Origin of the sequence: Undibacterium sp. KW1 (assembly GCF_009937955.1) — a bacterium.
GTDB lineage: Bacteria > Pseudomonadota > Gammaproteobacteria > Burkholderiales > Burkholderiaceae_D > Undibacterium.
Map to the genome: position 1 here is coordinate 4,120,103 of NZ_AP018439.1, position 20,501 is coordinate 4,140,603.

The window sequence follows — 20,501 nt, forward strand, 5'->3', positions numbered from 1 at the left end:
ATGCCAGCCCAACATTTGAACCCGCAGCAAAATGCTCATGTCCGTGAACAATTCGCCAGCATGCGCCGCGAGAAAAAAGCCAGACATCGTGACATCGCAGAAGCTTTAGAGATCAGTGAAGGCGAGCTCATCGCCGCCCACGCAGGCACAGCAGCCATAGAAAGCAATTGCCTGTTGCGTACCACCTGCCTGCGCGCAGAGTGGCCAGAAATTATCGCCGCGGTAGAAAGCCTGGGCGAAGTCATGGCCCTGACACGCAATCCTTCCTGCGTCCATGAAAAAACTGGCACCTACAGCAAAATCAGCCACAACCACCATGTCGGCCTGGTGCTGGCAGGTGAAATCGATTTGCGGATTTTTTATCAGCAATGGGCGTTTGGCTTTGCAGTGACAGAACAAACAGGAAGCGGCGAAGAGCGCAGCGAGCAAAAAAGCCTGCAATTCTATGATGCCACCGGCACGGCCATCCACAAGATTTTCATCAAGCCACAAAGCAATGTAGAGGCTTATGAAGCGCTGGTCGCCAGCTTTGCCGCAGTCGAGCAAGAAAGCGGCATCGCTACCAAAGACAGCGCAAAAAAAATACTGGAACTGGCTGACAAGGACATCGATGTCACCGGCTTCCGTCAGGCCTGGGCATCCTTGCGTGATACTCATGAGTTCTTTGGCCTCATGAAAAAATTTGCCGTGACACGCACCCAGGCATTGCGCGTGGCTGATGCCCAGTTCGTCCAGCAAATTGATGTCAGCAGTTGCCAGGACCTGTTGCAGGCAGCCGCTGCCGAAGCCGTGCCTATCATGGTATTTACCGGCAATGCCGGCATGATACAAATCCATTCCGGTCCGGTCAGCAAGATTGCCAAAATGGGTCCATGGGTGAACGTACTCGACCCACGCTTCAACCTGCATCTGCGTGAAGACCAAATTGCCAGTGCATGGGTCGTCAAAAAACCAACCACGGATGGCCTCGTCACTTCACTAGAATTGTTTGACGCCGACGGCGAAACCATCGCCATGTTCTTTGGTGAACGCAAACCCGGCAAGCCCGAACTCTGCGAATGGCGTGCACTGATCGACAACCTCTTGTCAGAAAGCCAGACATGCGCAGCATAAGTCCACAAACCCAGCACAATCGCCTGCGCAGGCAGACTTTGATGCAACTTGCTAGCCTGGCGGGTTTGGCTGGCTCCAGCATGCTGGCACCGTGGGCACAAGCCGCAACCGGCAAAGGCAAGCAGCGCATCATCAGCGTAGGCGGCGCGATCACCGAGATCATCTACGCCCTCAATGCCAGCAATGACCTAGTCGCCGTCGATACCACATCCAACTTCCCTGAGAGTGTGCAAAAACTGCCTAATGTCGGCTATGCGCGTGCACTGTCAGCAGAAGGGGTATTGGCCCTGGCACCAACGCAAATCATCGCCAGCGAAGATGCAGGCCCGCCTGCCGTGATACGCCAGTTGACATCCTCAGGTATCCCGCTCGCGGTCTTGCCTGCGCATCACAAGTTTGAAGGCGTGCTCGACCGCATCAAGCAGATTGGTGAACTGACTGGGACACAAGCCCAGGCCGTCACCCTGATGCAAAGCCTGCAGCAGGAATGGACCAGGGTCCGTACACCGATAGAGCAGCGCAAGGGCAAAGGCCCCAAAGCCGTATTCATTCTCGCCCATGCACCTAACCAGATCATGGTGGCAGGTCGTGAAACCGCCGCCCATGCCGTGCTTGAATATGCAGGTGCCAGCAATGCCCTGACTGCAGGTAGTGGTGGCAATGGTTTCAATGGCTACAAGCCTTTGACACCAGAAGCCATGATCGCAGCCCAGCCCGACATCATCCTCGTGACCGACCAGGGCCTGAAAGCCTCAGGCGGCATAGAATCCGTATTGAAATTGCCGGGTGTGGAACAAACACCGGCAGGCCGCAAGCGCCGCGTGCTGTCGCAGGAAGCCATGCTCATGCTAGGCTTTGGGCCACGTCTGCCAGCGGCAATCAGCCAGCTGGACAGCGCCATCACCCGGGCCATGCAGGCATGAAAGCCTCAGTAGCCGTGTCTGGTGAATTGCCACCAAGTTTGCAGGCAAAGCTTTTGCAAGGCGGCAGACCTGGCCCGCTGCTAGTGCTGGTGCTGAGTATGGCCCTGCTTGCCGCTTTACTGCTGAGTGTGCAATTCGGTGCCGTGCCAGTCACATTGCAAGACTGGCTGACCCTGCTAGACTTCAGCGACGACCAGACGCTGACTGGCAGCAGCTATGTCTTGTGGAATATCCGACTGCCACGTGCCCTGTTTGCCATGCTGGTGGGTGCTGCACTCGGCATGTCAGGTGCACTGACGCAAGGCCTGTTCCGCAATCCGCTGGCAGATCCCAATTTGCTGGGCATTACTGCCGGTGCTGCTGCGGCTGCGGGTTTGAGTATCGTCGTCTTGTCAGGCATGCACTTGCCTATCCCCATGTCCTGGCGCATGTGGATCTTGCCAGTCACCGCGTTCAGCGGTGCCTTGCTGGTTTGTTTTGCACTTGATCGTGTCGCCCGCTGGATTTCACCTGGTTCCATCGTCGGCCTGCTTCTGACAGGCATTGCTTTGAACGCCCTGAGCGCTGCCGTGCTGGGCCTGTGCACTTACCTGGCAACGGACGAGCAATTGCGCAACCTGAGTTTCTGGACCCTGGGCTCCCTGGCAGGTGCCAGCTGGCTGGCTGCTGGCTTGCTATTGACGCTGCTGTTGCCAGCCTGGTGGTGGGTCAGGCGCATGATCAGCGCCATGAATGCCCTGGCCCTGGGTGAAGCAGCGGCTGCCCATGTCGGCATCGATGTGCGCCGCCTGCGCACACAGGTCATTGTCCTGGTCGCAGTACTGACCGGGTTTGCGGTAGCCTGGTGCGGCATGATAGGCTTCATCAGCCTGGTTGCACCACATCTGGTGCGCACCATGGGCGGGCCAGATCAAAGACAGGTGATACCACGCTCCATGCTCATGGGTGGTTTGCTCCTGCTACTGGCCGATACCGTGGCACGCTGCATCGCCATCCCGGCTGAAGTGCCAGTGGGTATTTTCACTGCCTTGCTGGGCAGCCCTTTCTTCCTGATCCTGCTGCGTAATGCACGTGGTCGTTTAGCCTGAATCACATGGTTGAGAATCGCATCATGTTAATGAAAACCACCACACAACAGGGTTTGCTCCAGCTTGACGCCGTCTGCGCCAGGCTGGACAAGAAAGACTTTGGGCCCTTTAGTCTGAATATAGCCAAGGCAGAAAAAGTCGCCATCCTTGGCCCCAGCGGCGCAGGCAAATCCACGCTGCTGAAACTGCTGTCCCGTGAATTAAAAACCAGCAGCGGCAACATCACTTTTCAGTCACGCCCGCTGGCAAGCTGGTCCTTGATGGAACTCAGCCGCCTGCGTGCCGTCCTGCCGCAAAACAGCGATGTGGCCTTTGGCCTGGAAACTGATCTGGTCATTAGCCTTGGTCGTGTCAGCCGTGCCCATGATCCTGAACTGTCCAACATCGTCAGACAAGCAGCGGCCATGGCCCATGCAGCCCATTTACTGGGCCGTCGCTTTGACAGCCTCTCTGGCGGCGAACAGGCACGCATACAACTGGCACGCATCTTTGCACAACTGTGGGACCAGCGCGATGGCCTGATACTCGTCGATGAACCTCTGGCAGCACTCGACCCCGGCCTGCAATTTGACCTGCTTGCCAGCCTCGAAGAATATGCGACAGAACGCCAGCATGCCATCGCCGCCATCCTGCATGACATCAACCATGCGATGCAGGCGTTCGAACGTCTGCTATTAGTCAAGAATGGCCAGCTCGTCGCCGACATCGCCAGCAACCGCGAAGCAGTACCGGCGCTGGAAGACTTGTATGATATCGCCCTGACCTGCATGCACAATGAAGAAGGTGATTTGCTGGTCACCCCCTTGCGCGCATCGTCACGCGCCAGGAAAAGCGCATAGCAATTCACAACATATTTGAATGGGAGAGAACATGCAAAAACCAAAGATGCAAGAAATCAAGGCCTTTGTGCCTGCCAAAAATTTTGAAACTTCCCTGGCCTTTTATCAAGACCTGGGATTTGAGGTCGTCTTTAGTGAAGATGGCTATGCCCATCTCAAATATGCACAATGCAGCTTCATGCTGCAAGAGTTCTATGTCGCTGATCACACCAATAATTTCATGATGCATATCCTGGTCGATGATGTCGGCATCTGGTATGAATTCATCATCTCATCCGGCATTGCAGAAAAATACCAGGTGCGCCTGACCGCAATTGTGGAACAGCCTTATGGCATGCGCGATTTCACGCTAACCGACCCGAGCGGCGTTCTGTGGTTCATAGGTCAGAATATGGATACTTGCGACAATGCGTAAATCAAACCTGCTCATCGCTGTGATCACCACCAGCCTTTTATCAGCATGCGCAACCCAGACTGAAAAATCAGTCAGCAGCAAAATACTATTGCTGGGCGAAGTGCATGACAATCCCGAAGGACATGCCCAACGCTATGCCGACCTGCAAAAAATGGTCGTCGCAGGCTGGCGTCCCGCCATCGCCATGGAGCAATTCGACCGCGAAAACCAGGCCGAACTCACCCAGGCACAGGCAACTTGCACCGATGCAGACTGCATCATCAGCAAGGTCGGCAACAAGCGCTGGGAGTGGCCGCATTACCGTCCCGTCATCCAGCTCGCCATCGATTACAAACTGCCGCTGCTTGCTGCCAACCTGTCCCGCGCAGATGCCGCCCGTGTCATGCGTGAAGGCTATGCTGCCGTGCTCGACAAGAACACCATCAGCGGCTATAAGCTGGACCAGCCCTTGCCTGCCGTGGTAGTCGATGGCCAGCGCGCTGCCATGGAAAACGGTCATTGCGGCAAGATGCCAGACAATATCGTCCCCAGCATGGTCAGGGCACAAGTTGCGCGTGATGTCGTGATGGCCAAGATCGTCACTGAAAATGCAGACCGTGGCGTCGTCCTGCTGGCCGGTAATGGCCACGTCAGGCGTGATCTTGGTGTACCGGCATGGCTGCCCGCCAGCCAGCAAGCCAGTGTGCAAGTTCACGGCTATCTGGAAACGTCAGCAGAAAAGCCCGGCATGTATGACAGCAGCCATGTCGTCAAGGCCCACACCCGCGCCGATCCATGCACCAGCATTCCCGCACCCAAGGCGTCATCTTAATCCACACCCAGAGGAACACATGAAACACCAGCCATCATCCAACGCTTGCCAGCATCTCGGTCTGGCCTCAAGCAAAGTCGGCGAAGTCATGATCTGCCCTGAATGCGGGGTAGTCCACCTGTCTTTGAACCATGTGTCCCTGCGCTTTGATGTCGAAGCTTTCCGTGTCCTCGCCTATATGCTCGCGGAAGCGCAGTTGAATATAGAAAGCTATGATGCGCGCCTGCCCAAAACCCCGGAAGCGCCCCACGTCACCGGCTTTGAAATAGCACCGGGTAAAAAAATGCACTAAGCAAATCAATCATTAAGCAAATCATCAAGCAAGTTTATGCAACATCACCTGGTCAGAAGTATCAAGAGGAGTACCGTATGTGTGAACATGACAAACATAGTATTGCATTAACACCAGAAGCCACACCGGCAGGTTCACGCCGTCGCCGCATCTGGGATTTGACGCATGAATGCCATTGCCCCGTCATCGGTGTCTGCATACCACTGACAACCTTGCGACGCATCGTCAACAAGGCCATGAATGGCCAGGCCATTGCCGAAGACTATGAAATCCATGTCGGCGCGATTGCAGAATGTGGTCGCCGCAACCGCCTGTCAGAAGCCATACAGCAAGAACTGGAGCAACGCTATGCCCGCACCATACAGGAATTCCGTGCGGCAAAAACAGTAGAAGCTGTCACCCGCCTGTGGCTCGCCGCGATCGACAAAGGCGATGTCGCTGGCGCATTCTGGGCCGCACTGACACACCCGCGTTGCGACGCTGATTTGCAAGATGGCTTATGCCGCGACATGCACATGCTGCAGCACCAGGCTGGTGCCAGCGTACGCATCGATATCGCCCGCTTCAATGCCCTGCTTGAACAAAACAAATTGCTGACCCGCGAACTGGGCCGCGTACAGGAAAGACATAATCGCGCCCTGGCTGAGAAAACCCGCGAGATAGAAAAACAAAACACCCAGTTGATACAACTGCGTGCAGAAAGCATAGGCAAGGACAGCAGCATTCACTTCCTCAGTTGCGACATCGCTGCACTAAAAGCAGAAATCCCCGAACTGGAAACCCGCCAGCGCCTGCTCAAGAAAATCGAGCAAATGGCTGAACGCCAAACCGAAACGGAAAACCTGGTACGCGAGCTAAAGCAAAAACTCACAGAAGCCAGCAAAGCCGCCGCTGACATACAGGAACAGGCAGCCGAGCAAGGCAGGCAACAGCCAGAAGAAAAAGTCTATCCAATCACCCTGCACCTGAAGCAAAAAACTGTGCTATGTGTAGGTGGCCGCAGCGGCAATGTACCCACCTACCGCGACCTCATAGAACGCATAGGCGGCCGCTTCGCCCATCATGATGGTGGCCTCGAAGACAACCAAAGCCTGCTGGACGCCAGCCTGGCCGCCGCCGACCTCGTCATCTGCCAGACCGGTTGCATCAGCCACACCGCCTACTGGCGCGTCAAGGATTTCTGCAAACGCACCGGCAAACGCTGCGTCTTCGTAGAAAACCCCAGCGTCTCATCACTTGCACGCGGGTTGGAAAAATTCTCGGAAGATCAAGCCGTACATACAGAAACGGCCAGTCAATAAAACCAGCGCAATCCTCTGTAGGAGCGGCGTCAGCCGCGAACAGCAAGTACAGCAATGGTCAGTACTACACATACCCCATGCAGCAAAGTGTTCGCGGCGAAAGCCGCTCCTGCGAAAAAAATCCGGACTCCGGCATTTTCCAACGCCTTATTGATCACAGGTCAGTTCTTTTTAATCGCGCCTCTCAAAAGCTCGGTCGGAAAGATATCCGTCATAAGAACCATCGCTTTTTCTTTTTTTGCGTTTTCTATCATTGCGCCCAAAACACCACCGACAATACCACCAGTGGCTCCTGCTGCAACTGGCGAGGCACCGCTAGGGTTGCTCAAGGCAATTTGTGTCGCAACTGTTGAAATGTCACCTGATGATCCACTGGCAGGCGAACGATAGCGGCTACCCGAAAATTCATGAGAATAAATTTTTGATAAAGACTTTGATGCAGGATCGCGTGGCAACCAAAATCCACCATCACGCGTATCCACAATCTTATTGTCCTTCGTATTGATCAGCACCACGCAATCGTCAGGACCACGATAATAAACCCCACCTTCCGCCTCAAAGACCGGCACGTACACTCCTTTTGTTACACCAACAGCCAAACCAGTATTCCAGCCCAGACGTGTTTGTAAACTGACGTCTTTATCCAACTCAATAGATGGACGGCCTGGTATAGATGGCTTCAGACTGCTCTTGGAAACATAAGGAAGGTGCCCACACCCACCAAGTGCGAGAATGAAAAAAAATAAAACAAATTTGCGAATGATCGTGTTCATTAAGATGAGAGAGTAAAGAGGCATGAATGCACTGATTGAAAAGTCATGTTTTTTTGGCTATCGATATAGCCGGGCGGAGTATGCCAGCTTATTAATTCCAGCGCCATACCCTGTGCCTGAAGCAAAAACTCCCTGGTGCACAAGTGGCCACAGCGGCAAAGTGAAAAATGACCGCGGCCTCACGATAAAACGAGTCTGTTCTTGCTGGAGTGGCTTCAGTCGCGAACAGCAATGCCAGCACTACGCATCGCTGCTGCAGTCGCTTTTACGAAAAATCAACACCATCAACAGTGAGTACCTCACTTCAACACATCAGCCGCATCCACAATATCAACACCCTGCATCTGCCCCAGCCAGTGATCAAACCAGGGTTTGTGCGAAACACCGACGACAGACAACACACGTGCACCCGGGCGTTCACGGAAAGTCTCGCGGATATTGGCAACCATGCGCATATTACGTATCTCCCAGCCAGCTACCCATATCTGCGGATAGCCTTCTGGCGATTTGGCACGCATGGCAGCGGCGACATTCGCCTCAGCATAAATCCGCAAGCCTTCTGGTTCGCTGATATAGCGGTACAAGGGCAAAAGCTCGCTGGCCTGCATCAACTCCACTTCATGTTTTTTTCGCAGGTTCATATCTTGATTACCTGCCGCCCAGGCAGACTCTATGGAATGCACAAAAACCTTGATATCCACCACATCAATACGGTCACCAGTATGGTTATCCACGGCATGGACACGCTGCAAGCCCAGGCGTGCAGCCAGTTGCGCAGCAATCAGGTAGTTTTCATTATTGCGTTTTCCTGCCTGAATGAGCTTTTCTACCAAGGCCTCATTCAAGCCATCACCCGCATGGCGCTCCGCCTCTGGCAATTGCAACCATTGCACATAGGCCGATGCCGTATCATACGAAGCCAGGAACAAGGCCGCGAGACGACGGCGTTGCGCTGGCTTTACCTGCATTGCCTGCCCAGGCCATGCTTTCAACAATTTGTCTGCTTCAGCCATCGCCGCAGGTGCATCCAGGCCCGTAGCCAGCCTGGCAGCTTCGTTCGATGCGCAATAGTCAGCACCAAATCTGGCGACATGGCGGGCGGCCATATCACATTCTTCACCAGACTCGGTTTCTATCGTAATAATCTCTGGTTTGAATTTCGCCAGCTTATCGAGAACACCGCCCAGCGATGCAGGATTGAAGCTGGCTGGCATGCTACGCAAATGCACAGTCCCTAGCACCAGCACCTTTGCACGAGGCCCGGTCATATCACGATCGAGCGCCGTCAAATCAAGCTGCGCCTGCGCCAGAACTGGCATCACTGCGCCTGCAAACAAAATCCGTTTTGCCCATTGTTCCATGTAATTTCCCCAGATTGATTAAATCTCGCGAATGTAAGGCATAGCGTGGGGGTGAACAAGAAGAAGAGGACAGGATGCAGTTACAGCAGTCTGGAATGCAAAAACGGCAGAACAGGACGAAGTGCTAATAGTATCCGTTTCGTGAGGACACCAGAGCTATCGCTCAATTGCAGTGCACTCAAATCAACTCTATACTCTGCAAATTCAAATAACTACTCTCCCGTATCGTCGTCACAAAATCACTCAGATACGCCTTGGCCGACAAATCAGGCAGGCAGGCAGCATACAGCCTGCCAGTCAAACCATCCGCAGTAATGCGCTTGGGCAGCACATAGTCACGGTTCACATAATTTTGTGCTGCCCACACTGGCAAAGTGGCGATGCCGCGCTTGCTGGCGACCAGTTGCAGCATGGCGACTGTCAACTCGGTCGTGCGGCGTGTGGTATCTATACCAGCGGGCTTCAAGACCTGACGTACCACGTCCAGCATGTCGTCAGGCACAGGATAGGTGATCAGGGTATCAGTCGCAAAGTCCTGCGCCACCAGATAATCGCGCGTTGCCAGCGCATGGTCTTTGGCAATCAAGGCAATGATCTCGAAGCGGAACAAGGGATGGTAAGCCACGCTCTCATCCGCATCCATTTCTGACACAATCGCCACATCCGCCTTGTGGCTGTACAGCAACCCTACCGGGTCCGCCTGGAAGCCGGACACGATATCCAGCTCCACCTCAGGCCAGCGCTGGCGGAATAAATCCATCGCGGGCATGAGCCAGTCAAAGCAGGTATGGCATTCAACCGCGATACGCAATTGACCCGCCACACCCTGGGCCATGCGTGCGAGGTCGCGCTCGCAATTGGCCACCTGCGGCAGAACACTGTCTGCCAGTTGCAGCAGGCGCTCACCCGCAGGCGTGAAGCGTATAGGTGTGGTCTTGCGCTCGAACAAGGGTGTGCCGTGATGCTCTTCCAGCAACTTGATCTGGTGCGACAGTGCTGATTGCGTGACATTCAGCAGAACGGCGGCACGCAATAAATTGCCAGACTCACGCAGGGCATGCAGGGTTTTCAGGTGGCGTAGCTCTAGTATGGATTGCATGATCTCAGAGCCTTAGGGCTCCATTATGAATAAAATTCAAGATGATTCTTAAAATATGTCGTTTGAATCATAGTCAATTCTAACTCATCATGCTACCACCCATAGGACTTTTGCAAAATTCCCCCAGCCGGCGCCTTAGTGCAGCCAGGTAGTTTTGCATAAGTCCTCCCACGATAGGAGAAATGAAATGACAACAGCACACACTCTGGGCTTCCCCCGCATCGGCGCCCAAAGAGAATTGAAATTCGCACAAGAATCCTTCTGGCGCGACGATATCACCGAAGCCACCCTGCATGAAACCGGTGCCGATTTGCGCGCCCGCCATTGGGGTTTGCAAAAGCAGGCAGGCCTCGATTTTGTCAGCGTTGGTGACTTTGCCTGGTATGACCAGATCTTGAACACCCTGGCCCTGCTGGGTGCCCTGCCCACGCGCTTTGGCTTTGATGCAAAAAACCTGAGTCTGGCAGACTACTACGTCGCCGCCCGTGGCAACCCCCAGCACTTTGCGATGGAAATGACCAAATGGTTTGATACCAACTACCATTATCTCGTACCAGAGTGGACAGCCGACACCAGCTTTGATGGCGGCACAGACTGGCTGTTTGAAGAACTCGCACAAGCCCAGTCCCTGGGCCACAAAGCCAAAGCCACCCTGGTTGGCCCCCTGACCCTGCTCTACCTTGGCAAGATCAAAAATGGCCTGGACATCAAACTCGACTTACTACCCAAAATCATCCCCGCCTACCAGCGCCTGCTGGCCCGCCTGCAAGAGCAAGGCGTGGAATGGGTGCAGATTGATGAACCTATCCTGGCACTGGATCTCGACAATGCCTGGCTGGATGCTTTTGTGCTGGCCTACAATGCCCTCGCACAAAACACACCCAAATTGCTGCTATCGACTTACTTTGAATCAGTGCAGGAACGCGCCGCCCTGCTGCATGCCCTGCCTGTCGCTGGCATTCACCTGGACCTGGTACGCGCTCCTCAGCAATTACCTGCATTGCTGGCCAACTGGCCGCAAGACCGCGTATTGTCCGCCGGTGTCATCGATGGCCGCAATATCTGGCGGGCAGACCTGACAGGCTTGCTGGCCAGCCTGCAAACCGCCCACGCGCAATTGGGCGACAACTTGTGGCTGGCCGCAAGTTGCTCTCTGCTGCATGTACCGGTGGATCTCGCAGCAGAGACAGCACTCGATGCAGAAACCCTGAGCTGGCTGGCCTTTGCCACGCAAAAACTTGATGAAATCGTCGCCCTGAAACAAGTCCTGAACGGCAATGCCGCCAGCGTCGCCCATCAATTCAAAGCCGCCGACCAGGCCATCGCCAGCCGCCGCACCTCAGTACGCATCCACAACCCCATTGTACAAAAACGCCTGGCTGCGGTTACAGAACAGGATGTCACCCGCCACCATGCTTTTGCAAGCCGCATCAGCGAACAGCAAAAGCGTTTTGCGCTGCCCCTGTTCCCGACCACCAGCATAGGTTCCTTCCCGCAAACCAAGACCATACGCCAGGCCCGCGCAGCGTATAAACGTGGTGACTTGTCGCACCTCGAATACCTCGAAGCCATGCGCGCAGAAATCCGCCTGGTCGTTGAGCAACAAGAAAAGCTGGACATCGACGTACTGGTGCATGGCGAACCAGAGCGCAATGACATGGTTGAATATTTCGGTGAACAACTTTGGGGTTATGGCTTCACCCTGAACGGCTGGGTACAAAGCTATGGCTCACGCTGCGTCAAACCGCCATTCATCTATGGCGACGTGTACAGGCCAGAAGCCATGACAGTCAGCTGGAGCGAATACGCCCAGAGCCTCACCAGCAAACCCATGAAAGGCATGCTCACCGGCCCCGTCACCATGCTGCAATGGTCCTTCGTGCGCGATGACCAGCCACGCTCCACCACCGCCCTGCAAATCGCCCTGGCGCTGCGCGATGAAGTTGCCGACCTCGAAAAAGCAGGCATAGGCATGATACAGATAGACGAACCCGCCTTTCGCGAAGGCCTGCCACTGAAACAGCAAGACTGGTCCGCCTACCTCGACTGGGCTGTGCGCGCCTTCAAATTGAGTTCTGCCGTCGTCAGGGACGATACGCAAATCCATACCCACATGTGCTATTCAGAATTCAACGACATCCTGCCGTGGATAGCCGCCATGGATGCTGACGTCATCACCATAGAAACCTCACGCTCGGATATGGAATTGCTCGACGGCTTCGGCGACTTCGCCTACCCCAACGACATAGGCCCCGGCGTGTATGACATCCATTCGCCACGCGTACCCAAAGTCAGCGAAATGCAAAGGTTGCTACAAAAAGCCCGCAACGTCCTCCCCGACGCCCGCCTCTGGGTCAACCCCGACTGCGGCCTCAAAACCCGCGACTGGCCAGAGACCATCGCTGCTCTGGAAAACATGGTGCAGGCAGCCAAGTTGTTAAGAGCGACCGTGGCGGCGGATGATGAAGAGCATCAGGATTGCTGCTGATGAGTTTTTGTCAGCTGGTTTGATTTGATCTAAGGGGCACATGCTCACTTTATTGTGAGCATGTGCCTTTATATTTTTTAATCTTGTAGCTAGTGCGACTTAATACGGATGGCACAATAGTGTTTGAACAGGGAAAAATTACTGTCAAGCTTTTGGGAAATCGCTTTAACACAACTGTCTGAGTACGCATCATATAAGAAATAAGCTTGCGCTTTCTCGCATTTTTTCCAAAATCAGCAAGCATTAGCTTGCATACAAATATCTGGTACAGTACTGAAAAAATTCACGTTTATAAGCGGATCCACTTTCACTTCGTCAGCAATTACCCAGTCTTTTAACCCACCTAAACTGTAATCGAAGCATGATGGCTATAGCAGAATTTATTATCTACTCAATTGTCGGTATAGTTTTGCTCGCTATCATTGTAACAATCTCCATTCCGTTTTTTTTGTTAAAAGGATTGGCAAGAGTCATTGGTATCATATGTGTTGTTGGAATCTGGACATATTTATATCATACCAAGCTAAATACTCATGATCCTGAGTTACAGCGCAGGATCTCTGCTCAAAAAATCTGTGAAACTGAACTCAGTACGCTACCAGATTCGATCGTGATTGAAAATTTTACTGATGAGGGCGCGGCATTGCGTGTGAATGCTTTAATTAATCTTTTTAAAGAGCGCAAATTATCGTTTGTAGAGATCAAAGTTCATAGCGATGAAAGAGGAAGATCTTACATTGCTTATCCAATAGGTGATGGAGAATCTCATTGGCTTGTGAACGGCGAAGCAGGAAGTTATGCAAAACTGGAATTAAGCAACAAAGGCGACCCTGATTGCGCACACCTCCCATCAAGTGTTGCGAACTCTATCGACAAAGTTCCTTTTTTGCCAGACACCTGCATGAGAATTACGTACGCATCACAACCAACTTCCAATTACCGCCTTAACTTGATTCCTGCTACCAAAGTCAATTATGGAGCTTGGGTACTTCTAGATCAGAAAGCTGGCAAAGAGCTTACCAGACTTACCACAACTGACTCAGAAAATCATATTAGTTCTGGCCGGGCAACCAGTCTTATTGGCAAGCGCGATACAGATTGCAGGTCTCCACACGCAGTGATCGCCGATAGACTAATTGGTGCTGCTTCATTCGATAAAAAATCTCAAGTTTTGAATAGCAGGACAGTAGATGCTGAAGTAGATATGTCCAAGGAAGATATCAACAACTATCCATTGTTGGGAGCATCGCTCAAAGTCGATTGGTCTTCAACAGATGAAAAATTGAGTACATGGCGCTATAGCCCACAATTGAGTCATGAACTTTGGTCGGAAATGATTATCCAAGCAATGGTTCACGATCACAGCAACTATGGTAAATTACTTTTGGATTGGAAATCGCACGAGCTCATTTCATTGCGTGTGACGCAGGAAAAAAACCCGTATCCATGGGAATCATTTGCTCTTGGAGATGGATTTATTGTCCTCTCCCAGAAATCCGGCTGGTCTACACGCCAAGAAAATGTATTGGCTAGATTTTCAAAGACAGGAAAGTTAATATGGGTCTTGCGCGTGCCCACTCCTGCAGGCTCATCGGAAAAATGCAGCACTTCCTGGCCTCAAGCTGTATATATAGAAAACAATGACTTTATTTTGGATATGCGCTGCAATCGTTGGAAAATTCCAGTAACGGCGCTACCTCAACCTTTATAAAATTTTGTCTGTCCATTTATAGAAATAAGGAGTTATCCCCGCAAAAAATCACATAGTAGAAATTGCATACAGCCTCCCACAATTTCCGCTAATAGCTATGTTCGCACTCTTTCAATATGTGACTTACATAGACTTAGCTTTAAAAATCGAGATAATTAAGAAACGATCAGTTACCTCGTTACTAATTGACCTCCGACAAAAACCTTACCCGCTGCCTGAGCATCCCATCCCGGATACTGCTCCATATCTGCTCAGGAAAATGTACTGGCAATTCGTGCTCAACCTGCGCCAAGGCATCTGGTACATGTTGAACCAGTCGCTGCATTTGCGCAAAACCATCCACGACACCTGTCTGCGCGGCCAGTCCCTGCCAATGCCGCACATGCATCTCACTCATTTTGAAGTGCGCATTCTTTGACCTCAAAGCCATAGCCATCTTGATTTTCTTTTCCTGCAATTGATTGGCACCACGCCCTATCACCGGCCAGGCTGACAGAATATCGTACATGAGTGTCAATCGGTATTCACCACCGGCGAGCAGAGCAATTGAGAAATTCTTGGCGTGACCATCGGTTGCTGCCAGCAACCAGAATGCCAGATTCATCAATACAAAATTCAGCTTGTCTTTGGCAGCGCTGACACTGCCTTCCAGTATATGCAGACACTGCGCCATGCCTGGTCCGCCATCGGTTTCATATTTATTGTCCGGAGCAACCCCACTGGCCTGACAAAAATCTTCTTGCGGCAATCTGGCTATCCAGTCCTGCCCTATCCATTTCCTGTCGAAACGTTCAACCACCAAAACTTTTTGCGTGCCAAATCGCGCAATCTCAGCTTTAGCTACGTCAAATCCCAGTGTTGCCATGATACGCATGCACACCCATTCGTTTTCTATGGAACCAGACATATCGGCACGCATGCCACCAATCAAGCCCAAAGGCAGTTTCAGGATATGTGTTGTCGGTGTTGCGCCATGGGGTAAATGCCATTGTCCCTGATACCATAGCAGGGCTGTTTTTTCCTGTGCGCCTGCCAGTGAAATGCGGAAGTCATTGATGATATTGCCGTCACCTTCATCGCTGGTCACATTCAGCAATAATTTTTCGACTTCACTGTCTGTCAGTCTGGTCGCGGCAATTGTATTAAAGCCCTCAGGCTTTACATCTGGCGGTAAAATTTGTACAGCACCTATGCAATCACGACCCAATGCTTCCAGCAAGTCTGGCACATTTGTGGACGCGAGTTGATAGCGATGACTTATGCGTTGCCTGATTTTTTTATTGTCCGGCAAAAGATTGTCGAAGTAGTTTTTTACCGCCGGGCCACGCAAGATGCTCTGGCCTGCAGTTATAGGTAAAGAGAGTGAAAGAGGACGAGCAGCAGCCGATTTGATCCAGCTTTCTGCATACTCGAATTGATGTGTATCAGTACGATCCCAACTCCACACACCAACCAGTAAACCGTTCATCCAGACATTGAGTGAGCGATGAATACGAGACTTATTCATGATTACCAGTCAGGTGTGGTGTCGTTATCGGGTTTGTCTGTAGCAGTCTTATTTTCATCACGCTTATAGATAGACAAACCGCAGCCAAGCAAATGCAGAATGCTCAGCATCTGGTCCAGGCTCACAGCACCGGGATTATTTTCTATATTGGCGATCCTAACTTGCCCCACGCCCAATAGCTTGCCCAAGGCGGCCTGAGACAAGCCCTGTTGACTGCGCAAGGATTTGAGATGACTGCTAAGCTGTGTTGCCAGACTGATTCGGTAGTCCATGATGTTCATACCCTCAAGTACCCGCGACATTTATTACCAGAAGAGAGGCAATGATTGTTTTCAGGTAAGCATCTCAATTTATCACTTAAAAGCGATAATATCAATATATCACCTTAAAGTAATATTTTTAATTTATCACTTAAAAGCTATAGACCACACTCAATTTAGTATCTGATTGAAGTAGCAGTACCAGACAACATTCATTGAGGGCGAGCCAGTGTGGGATGTAGAGTATCAGGATTGTTGTTAAAACAGCCCCAACCTTGCGCATGCTGGCATTTCTTGATGCGCCTCAATTGACAATTCTGGCAACCATGCCATATTGAAAGCTGGCATAGGCGCTATGCCCGTATAGCGTTTCATATTGGCTTATATGGACCACATCCTTGCACGGCTTGCCAGCGACAGCTTTTATCACTTGTCCCATGCATCCCTGACGGGCAGTCGCTGTCAAGGGCTGGCCTGCTTTGCAGCAAGGCAGCAAGACCCGGCGGGATGGGAACTGGCATGCCATAGCAGTCCCACTGTGTATTGCCTGGGCCAGTGCTATCGTAGCCCGGCACGGCAAGGTGAAGATGCACTTCCCCATATTGCCAGCCGTGCCCGCATATCAGTCTTGCTAGGTAATGTCGTCCGGGCAGCGGTGCTTGATCTGGACGAGTATTGCAGTACAGGTGGCGGACAGGCATTGCGCCAGGTCTTGCACATGGATAGCGCCGCAGTCATACAGCAGATCTGCGCTTCGGGCTTGCGTGGCCGGGGCGGCGCGGCCTTCCCTACGGGTCTGAAATGGCAATTGCTGGCCAAGCAAGAAGCGGACTGCAAATACCTTGTCGCCAATGCCGATGAAGGCGACCCCGGCAGCTTTAGCGACCGCCTGCTGATGGAGAGAGACCCTTACCGTCTGATAGAAGCCATGCTCATCGCAGGCATTACCGTCGGTGCAAAACAAGCTTACATCTACCTGCGTCGTGAATACGAGCAAGCAGCAAGCATCCTGCAGGCGGCAATAGCACAAGCGCGGGCAGCAGGCTGGCTGGGTCAGCATGTACTCGGCAGTGCACATGCGTTTGACATCAGCCTCGCTATAGGCAAGGGCAGTTACCTGTGCGGTGAAGAAACCGCCATGCTCAATGCTATCGAAGACAGGCGGCCAGAAGCCAGGCTGCGCCCACCGCAAATCACTGAACTGGGTCTATACAGCAAACCAACGCTGGTCAATAATGTCGAAACCCTGTGCGCCATCCCCTGGATCATCACCCATAGCGCTGCCGCCTATGCAGCTTTGGGCACGCCAGAAAGCCCAGGCACCAAGCTCTTGTCGCTCAATTCCGTCTTCAAGCGGCCTGGCCTGTATGAAGTCGAATTTGGCATCAGCCTGCGTGACATCGTCGACAAGCTCGGCCTGGGTCTGAAGCAAGGTCAACTCAAGGGCCTGATGATAGGCGGCCCCTTGGCAGGTGTAATACCGCAGCAATTGCTCGATACCCCACTCGCCTATCAAAGCCTGCAGCAAATTGGCGGCGCGGTCGGCCATGGCGGCGTCATCGCTTTTGACGACAGTTGCAGCATTGCCGAACTGGTGGCGCAGGTATTTCGCTTTGGCGCATTTGAATCCTGCGGCAAATGCACGCCCTGCCATCGCGGCGCAGCAGAAGTCTCCCACCACTTTGACGACATTCTGCAAGGCAGGCATTGGAATGCTAGTCGCTGGCAGGCCCTGGTAACAGCATTGGCTGATGCCAGCCTGTGCGGCCATGGGCGCGGCCTGGCAGAATTCGCCCAGTCAATTCAACGCCATTACCATGCGGAGTTGCAGACATGCTTCACATCAGCATAAATGGCCAGGCATGCACCGTAGCAGAAGGCAGCAGCCTCTTGCAGGCCATGCGCGACCAGGGCTGCCAGCCACCCTACCCCTGCCATGACGACAGACTCAAACCCATAGGCGCATGCAGGCTGTGCCTGGTGGAAGTCGAAGGGCAAGCCCGCCCCGTCCCCAGTTGCGCCACCGCCGTCACAGATGGCATGGTTGTGCATACAGCGACAGCCCGTCTGCAATCACTGCTGCGTACCAACCTCTCGCTACTGGCGCATAATTATCCTGCCACGGCAGTGAGTGAACAGCCTGAACACGCCTTCCATCAATTGCTGATTCAACATGACGTCAACACTGGCAGCAATCACCATGCCCCCATTTTCAAAGACGACAGTCACCCCTATCTGGGCATAGACATGGACAGATGCATACACTGCCAGCGCTGTGTACGCATCTGTGATGAAGTACAGGGGCAATTTGTCTGGAAAGTCTGGGGCAAGGGCGAGCAAACCCATATCGCCCCAGCCGATGGCAAGAGCCTGCTCAGCAGCGGCTGCGTCTCATGCGGGGCCTGCGCCGACACCTGCCCGACCGGCGCCATTTTTGACAAACGCAGTACTGGGCCAGTTGATCACTGGACCAAAACCACCTGCGTGTATTGCGGCGTCGGTTGCCAGATGGAAGTCGCCAGCCACGACAACAAAGTCGTCGCCATCAAACCGGCAGGCAGCCCTGTCAATCATGGTCACCTGTGCGTCAAAGGGCGCTACGCCTTCGACTTTACTCACTCACCAGAACGCATCAGCCAGCCTCTGCTGCGCAAGGGCGGCGACTGGCATGTCGTTTCATGGGAAGAAGCCCTGGCCTTCACCGCCAGCCGCCTGCAAGAACTGCGCCGCAAATACGGCGCAGACAGCCTGGGCGTATTAGGTTCGGCCCGCGCCACCAATGAAGAAAACTATCTCGCGCAGAAATTCGCGCGCGTAGTGCTGGGCACCAACAATGTCGATTGCTGCGCCAGGGTTTGCCATCAGCCCTCCGCCAAGGCTCTCAACACCATGCTGGGCACAGGTGCAGCGACCAATTCATTCGATGACATAGAACACACCAGCCTGTTCATGCTATGCGGTTGCAACCCGACAGAAAACCACCCCATCATCGGCGCCCGCATCAAACAGGCAGTGCGCGCCGGGGCTGGCCTCATCGTCATCGATCCGCGCCGTACCGAGCTGGCAGCCTGCGCCAACATCCACCTGGCCTTGCGCCCCGGCACCAACGTGTTGCTGTTCAATGCCATGGCCGCCACCCTGCTGGAAGAGGATTTGCAGGATGATGATTACATCGCCAGGCGCGTTGATGGTCTGGCAGACTTCCGCAGTTTCATCACAGCCTATGCGCCAGAACAGGTCGCCAGCCAGTGCGGTGTCCAGGCAGGCGACATACGCCGTGCTGCGCGCATGTATGCTCAAGCCAAGCCCGCCATGTGTTTTCATGGCCTGGGCATGACAGAACACCTGCAAGGCACGCAAGGCGTCATGAGCCTGATCAACCTCGCCCTGCTGACCGGCAACCTGGGCAAGCGCGGCAGCGGAATCAACCCCTTGCGCGGGCAAAACAACGTGCAGGGTTCAGCCCAAATGGGATGCGAGCCCGCCTCGTTGACGGGCGCGCAAAACCTGGCAGATGCCAAAGTGCGCGCCAGCTTCGAGCAAGCCTGGAGCACCTGCCTGCCAGCAGGCGCGGGGCTCGATTTGCCTGCCATGCTGGCAGCCGCCAGTTTGGGTAAATTCAAAGCCATGTGGGTCATGGGCTATGACATCGCCATGTCCATGCCCAATGCCAACCAAACCCTGGCAGCCCTGGCGCAACTGGAACTCGTCATCGTGCAAGACCTCTTCCTCAACGAAACTGCCAGGGCCGTTGGCCATGTCTTTTTCCCTGCCGCCAGTGTGTTTGAAAAAGACGGCAGCTTCATGAATGCCGACCGCCGTGTACAAAGAGTCAGGCAGGTTGTCACCAGCCCTGGTGAGGCAAAGCCGGACTGGCAGATCATCACAGAACTGGCCAGGCACATGGGCCATGAGCAGGGCTTCATATTCGATGACCCGCAAGCCATCTGGGATGAAATACGCAGTGTCTGGCCCGCCAGCGCCGGTCTCAGTTACCAGCGCCTGCAAAACGAAAGCCTGCAATGGCCCTGCCCCGCGACTGCCAACGACAATCATCCCGGCACCGCCATCCTGCACCAGCAAGGTTTTGGAGCTGGCCCCAAAGCCAGCCTGGCCTGCATCCCATATCAGCCCACGGCAGAAGTCTGCGATGATGACTACCCCCTGCTACTGACAACGGGCCGCGAGCTGTATCACTTCAATGCAGGCACCATGACTTACCGCACCCCCAATGCGCAACTCAAACCCACCGACACCCTCGACATCTCACCCGTCGACGCTCGGCGCCTGAACCTTGCAGAAGGCCAGCAAACCGAGGTCAGCAGCCGCTATGGCATAGCAATCTTGCCTGTGCACATCACGGACAAGATGCAAGTCGGCCAGTTGTTTTGCAGCTTCCACCGCGCAGACCTGAACGTCAATGCGCTGACCTCGCCTTACTGTGACAACCTGGTGCATGCACCGGAGTATAAGGTGACGGCGGTGAGGGTGAAAGGCTTGGATGAAGATAAGTATTGAAA

The 20,501-nt window shown here is 53.6% G+C and carries 17 protein-coding genes; 12 read left to right on the forward strand and 5 right to left on the reverse strand.

Going from position 1 to position 20,501, the window contains the following annotated elements:
- From UNDKW_RS18400 to UNDKW_RS18435, 8 genes are all read left to right on the forward strand, one after another.
- Positions 1-1,113: a hemin-degrading factor gene (locus tag UNDKW_RS18400; RefSeq protein ID WP_174247606.1), complete on the forward strand. Its 1,113-nt coding sequence runs from the start codon at positions 1-3 to the stop codon at positions 1,111-1,113.
- Entirely contained in the window at positions 1,101-2,036 is a 936-nt protein-coding gene (locus UNDKW_RS18405; RefSeq protein ID WP_232063041.1) for a hemin ABC transporter substrate-binding protein, read from the forward strand. The genes UNDKW_RS18400 and UNDKW_RS18405 overlap by 13 nt, the downstream gene beginning before the upstream one ends.
- Entirely contained in the window at positions 2,033-3,124 is a 1,092-nt protein-coding gene (locus tag UNDKW_RS18410) for an iron ABC transporter permease (RefSeq protein WP_162059874.1), read from the forward strand. The genes UNDKW_RS18405 and UNDKW_RS18410 overlap by 4 nt, the downstream gene beginning before the upstream one ends.
- Before the next feature lie 23 nt (positions 3,125-3,147).
- Entirely contained in the window at positions 3,148-3,963 is an 816-nt protein-coding gene (locus UNDKW_RS18415) for an ATP-binding cassette domain-containing protein (RefSeq protein WP_162059875.1), read from the forward strand.
- A gap of 31 nt (positions 3,964-3,994) precedes the next feature.
- Positions 3,995-4,378 (forward strand): VOC family protein, encoded by a 384-nt coding sequence (locus UNDKW_RS18420; RefSeq protein ID WP_162059876.1) that lies wholly within the window; start codon positions 3,995-3,997, stop codon positions 4,376-4,378.
- Positions 4,371-5,189 (forward strand): ChaN family lipoprotein, encoded by an 819-nt coding sequence (locus UNDKW_RS18425; RefSeq protein WP_162059877.1) that lies wholly within the window; start codon positions 4,371-4,373, stop codon positions 5,187-5,189. Before UNDKW_RS18420 ends, UNDKW_RS18425 begins: the two co-directional genes overlap by 8 nt.
- 19 nt (positions 5,190-5,208) lie before the next feature.
- Positions 5,209-5,481, forward strand: coding sequence for a hypothetical protein (locus tag UNDKW_RS18430; RefSeq protein ID WP_162059878.1), 273 nt, complete (start codon positions 5,209-5,211; stop codon positions 5,479-5,481).
- A gap of 77 nt (positions 5,482-5,558) precedes the next feature.
- Positions 5,559-6,782, forward strand: a complete 1,224-nt coding sequence (locus tag UNDKW_RS18435; RefSeq protein WP_162059879.1) for a DUF2325 domain-containing protein — start codon at positions 5,559-5,561, stop codon at positions 6,780-6,782.
- 161 nt (positions 6,783-6,943) lie between these two features.
- On the opposite strand, the gene UNDKW_RS18440 is transcribed toward UNDKW_RS18435, so the two are convergent.
- The 3 genes from UNDKW_RS18440 to UNDKW_RS18450 all read right to left on the reverse strand — a co-directional run bounded on the left by UNDKW_RS18440 (position 6,944) and on the right by UNDKW_RS18450 (position 10,015).
- Positions 6,944-7,555, reverse strand: coding sequence for a hypothetical protein (locus UNDKW_RS18440; protein WP_162059880.1), 612 nt, complete (start codon positions 7,553-7,555; stop codon positions 6,944-6,946).
- Positions 7,556-7,854: 299 nt separating this feature from the next.
- Positions 7,855-8,916, reverse strand: coding sequence for a DUF5694 domain-containing protein (locus tag UNDKW_RS18445; protein ID WP_162059881.1), 1,062 nt, complete (start codon positions 8,914-8,916; stop codon positions 7,855-7,857).
- 178 nt (positions 8,917-9,094) lie between these two features.
- Complete coding sequence (locus UNDKW_RS18450; protein WP_162059882.1) at positions 9,095-10,015, reverse strand: LysR family transcriptional regulator; 921 nt, start codon at positions 10,013-10,015, stop codon at positions 9,095-9,097.
- Positions 10,016-10,202: 187 nt separating this feature from the next.
- Here UNDKW_RS18450 and metE point away from each other — a divergent pair, with 187 nt between their 5' ends.
- Positions 10,203-12,503, forward strand: coding sequence for a 5-methyltetrahydropteroyltriglutamate--homocysteine S-methyltransferase (metE, locus tag UNDKW_RS18455; RefSeq protein ID WP_162059883.1), 2,301 nt, complete (start codon positions 10,203-10,205; stop codon positions 12,501-12,503).
- A 361-nt stretch (positions 12,504-12,864) separates the two neighbouring features.
- Positions 12,865-14,214, forward strand: a complete 1,350-nt coding sequence (locus UNDKW_RS18460; RefSeq protein WP_232063042.1) for a hypothetical protein — start codon at positions 12,865-12,867, stop codon at positions 14,212-14,214.
- A gap of 181 nt (positions 14,215-14,395) precedes the next feature.
- Here the strand turns inward: UNDKW_RS18460 and UNDKW_RS18465 are convergent, their stop codons facing one another.
- Both UNDKW_RS18465 and UNDKW_RS18470 read right to left on the reverse strand, forming a co-directional pair.
- Positions 14,396-15,721, reverse strand: a complete 1,326-nt coding sequence (locus tag UNDKW_RS18465; protein WP_232063043.1) for a type II toxin-antitoxin system HipA family toxin — start codon at positions 15,719-15,721, stop codon at positions 14,396-14,398.
- Positions 15,722-15,723: 2 nt separating this feature from the next.
- Positions 15,724-15,993 (reverse strand): helix-turn-helix domain-containing protein, encoded by a 270-nt coding sequence (locus UNDKW_RS18470; protein ID WP_162059885.1) that lies wholly within the window; start codon positions 15,991-15,993, stop codon positions 15,724-15,726.
- Between the two features lie 373 nt (positions 15,994-16,366).
- Between UNDKW_RS18470 and UNDKW_RS18475 the strand changes: the two genes are divergently transcribed.
- A complete protein-coding gene (locus UNDKW_RS18475; RefSeq protein ID WP_162059886.1) occupies positions 16,367-17,833 on the forward strand; it encodes an NADH-quinone oxidoreductase subunit F in 1,467 nt (488 codons plus the stop codon).
- Positions 17,815-20,499, forward strand: a complete 2,685-nt coding sequence (gene fdhF / locus UNDKW_RS18480) for a formate dehydrogenase subunit alpha (RefSeq protein WP_162059887.1) — start codon at positions 17,815-17,817, stop codon at positions 20,497-20,499. The genes UNDKW_RS18475 and fdhF overlap by 19 nt, the downstream gene beginning before the upstream one ends.
- Positions 20,500-20,501 lie beyond the last annotated feature (2 nt).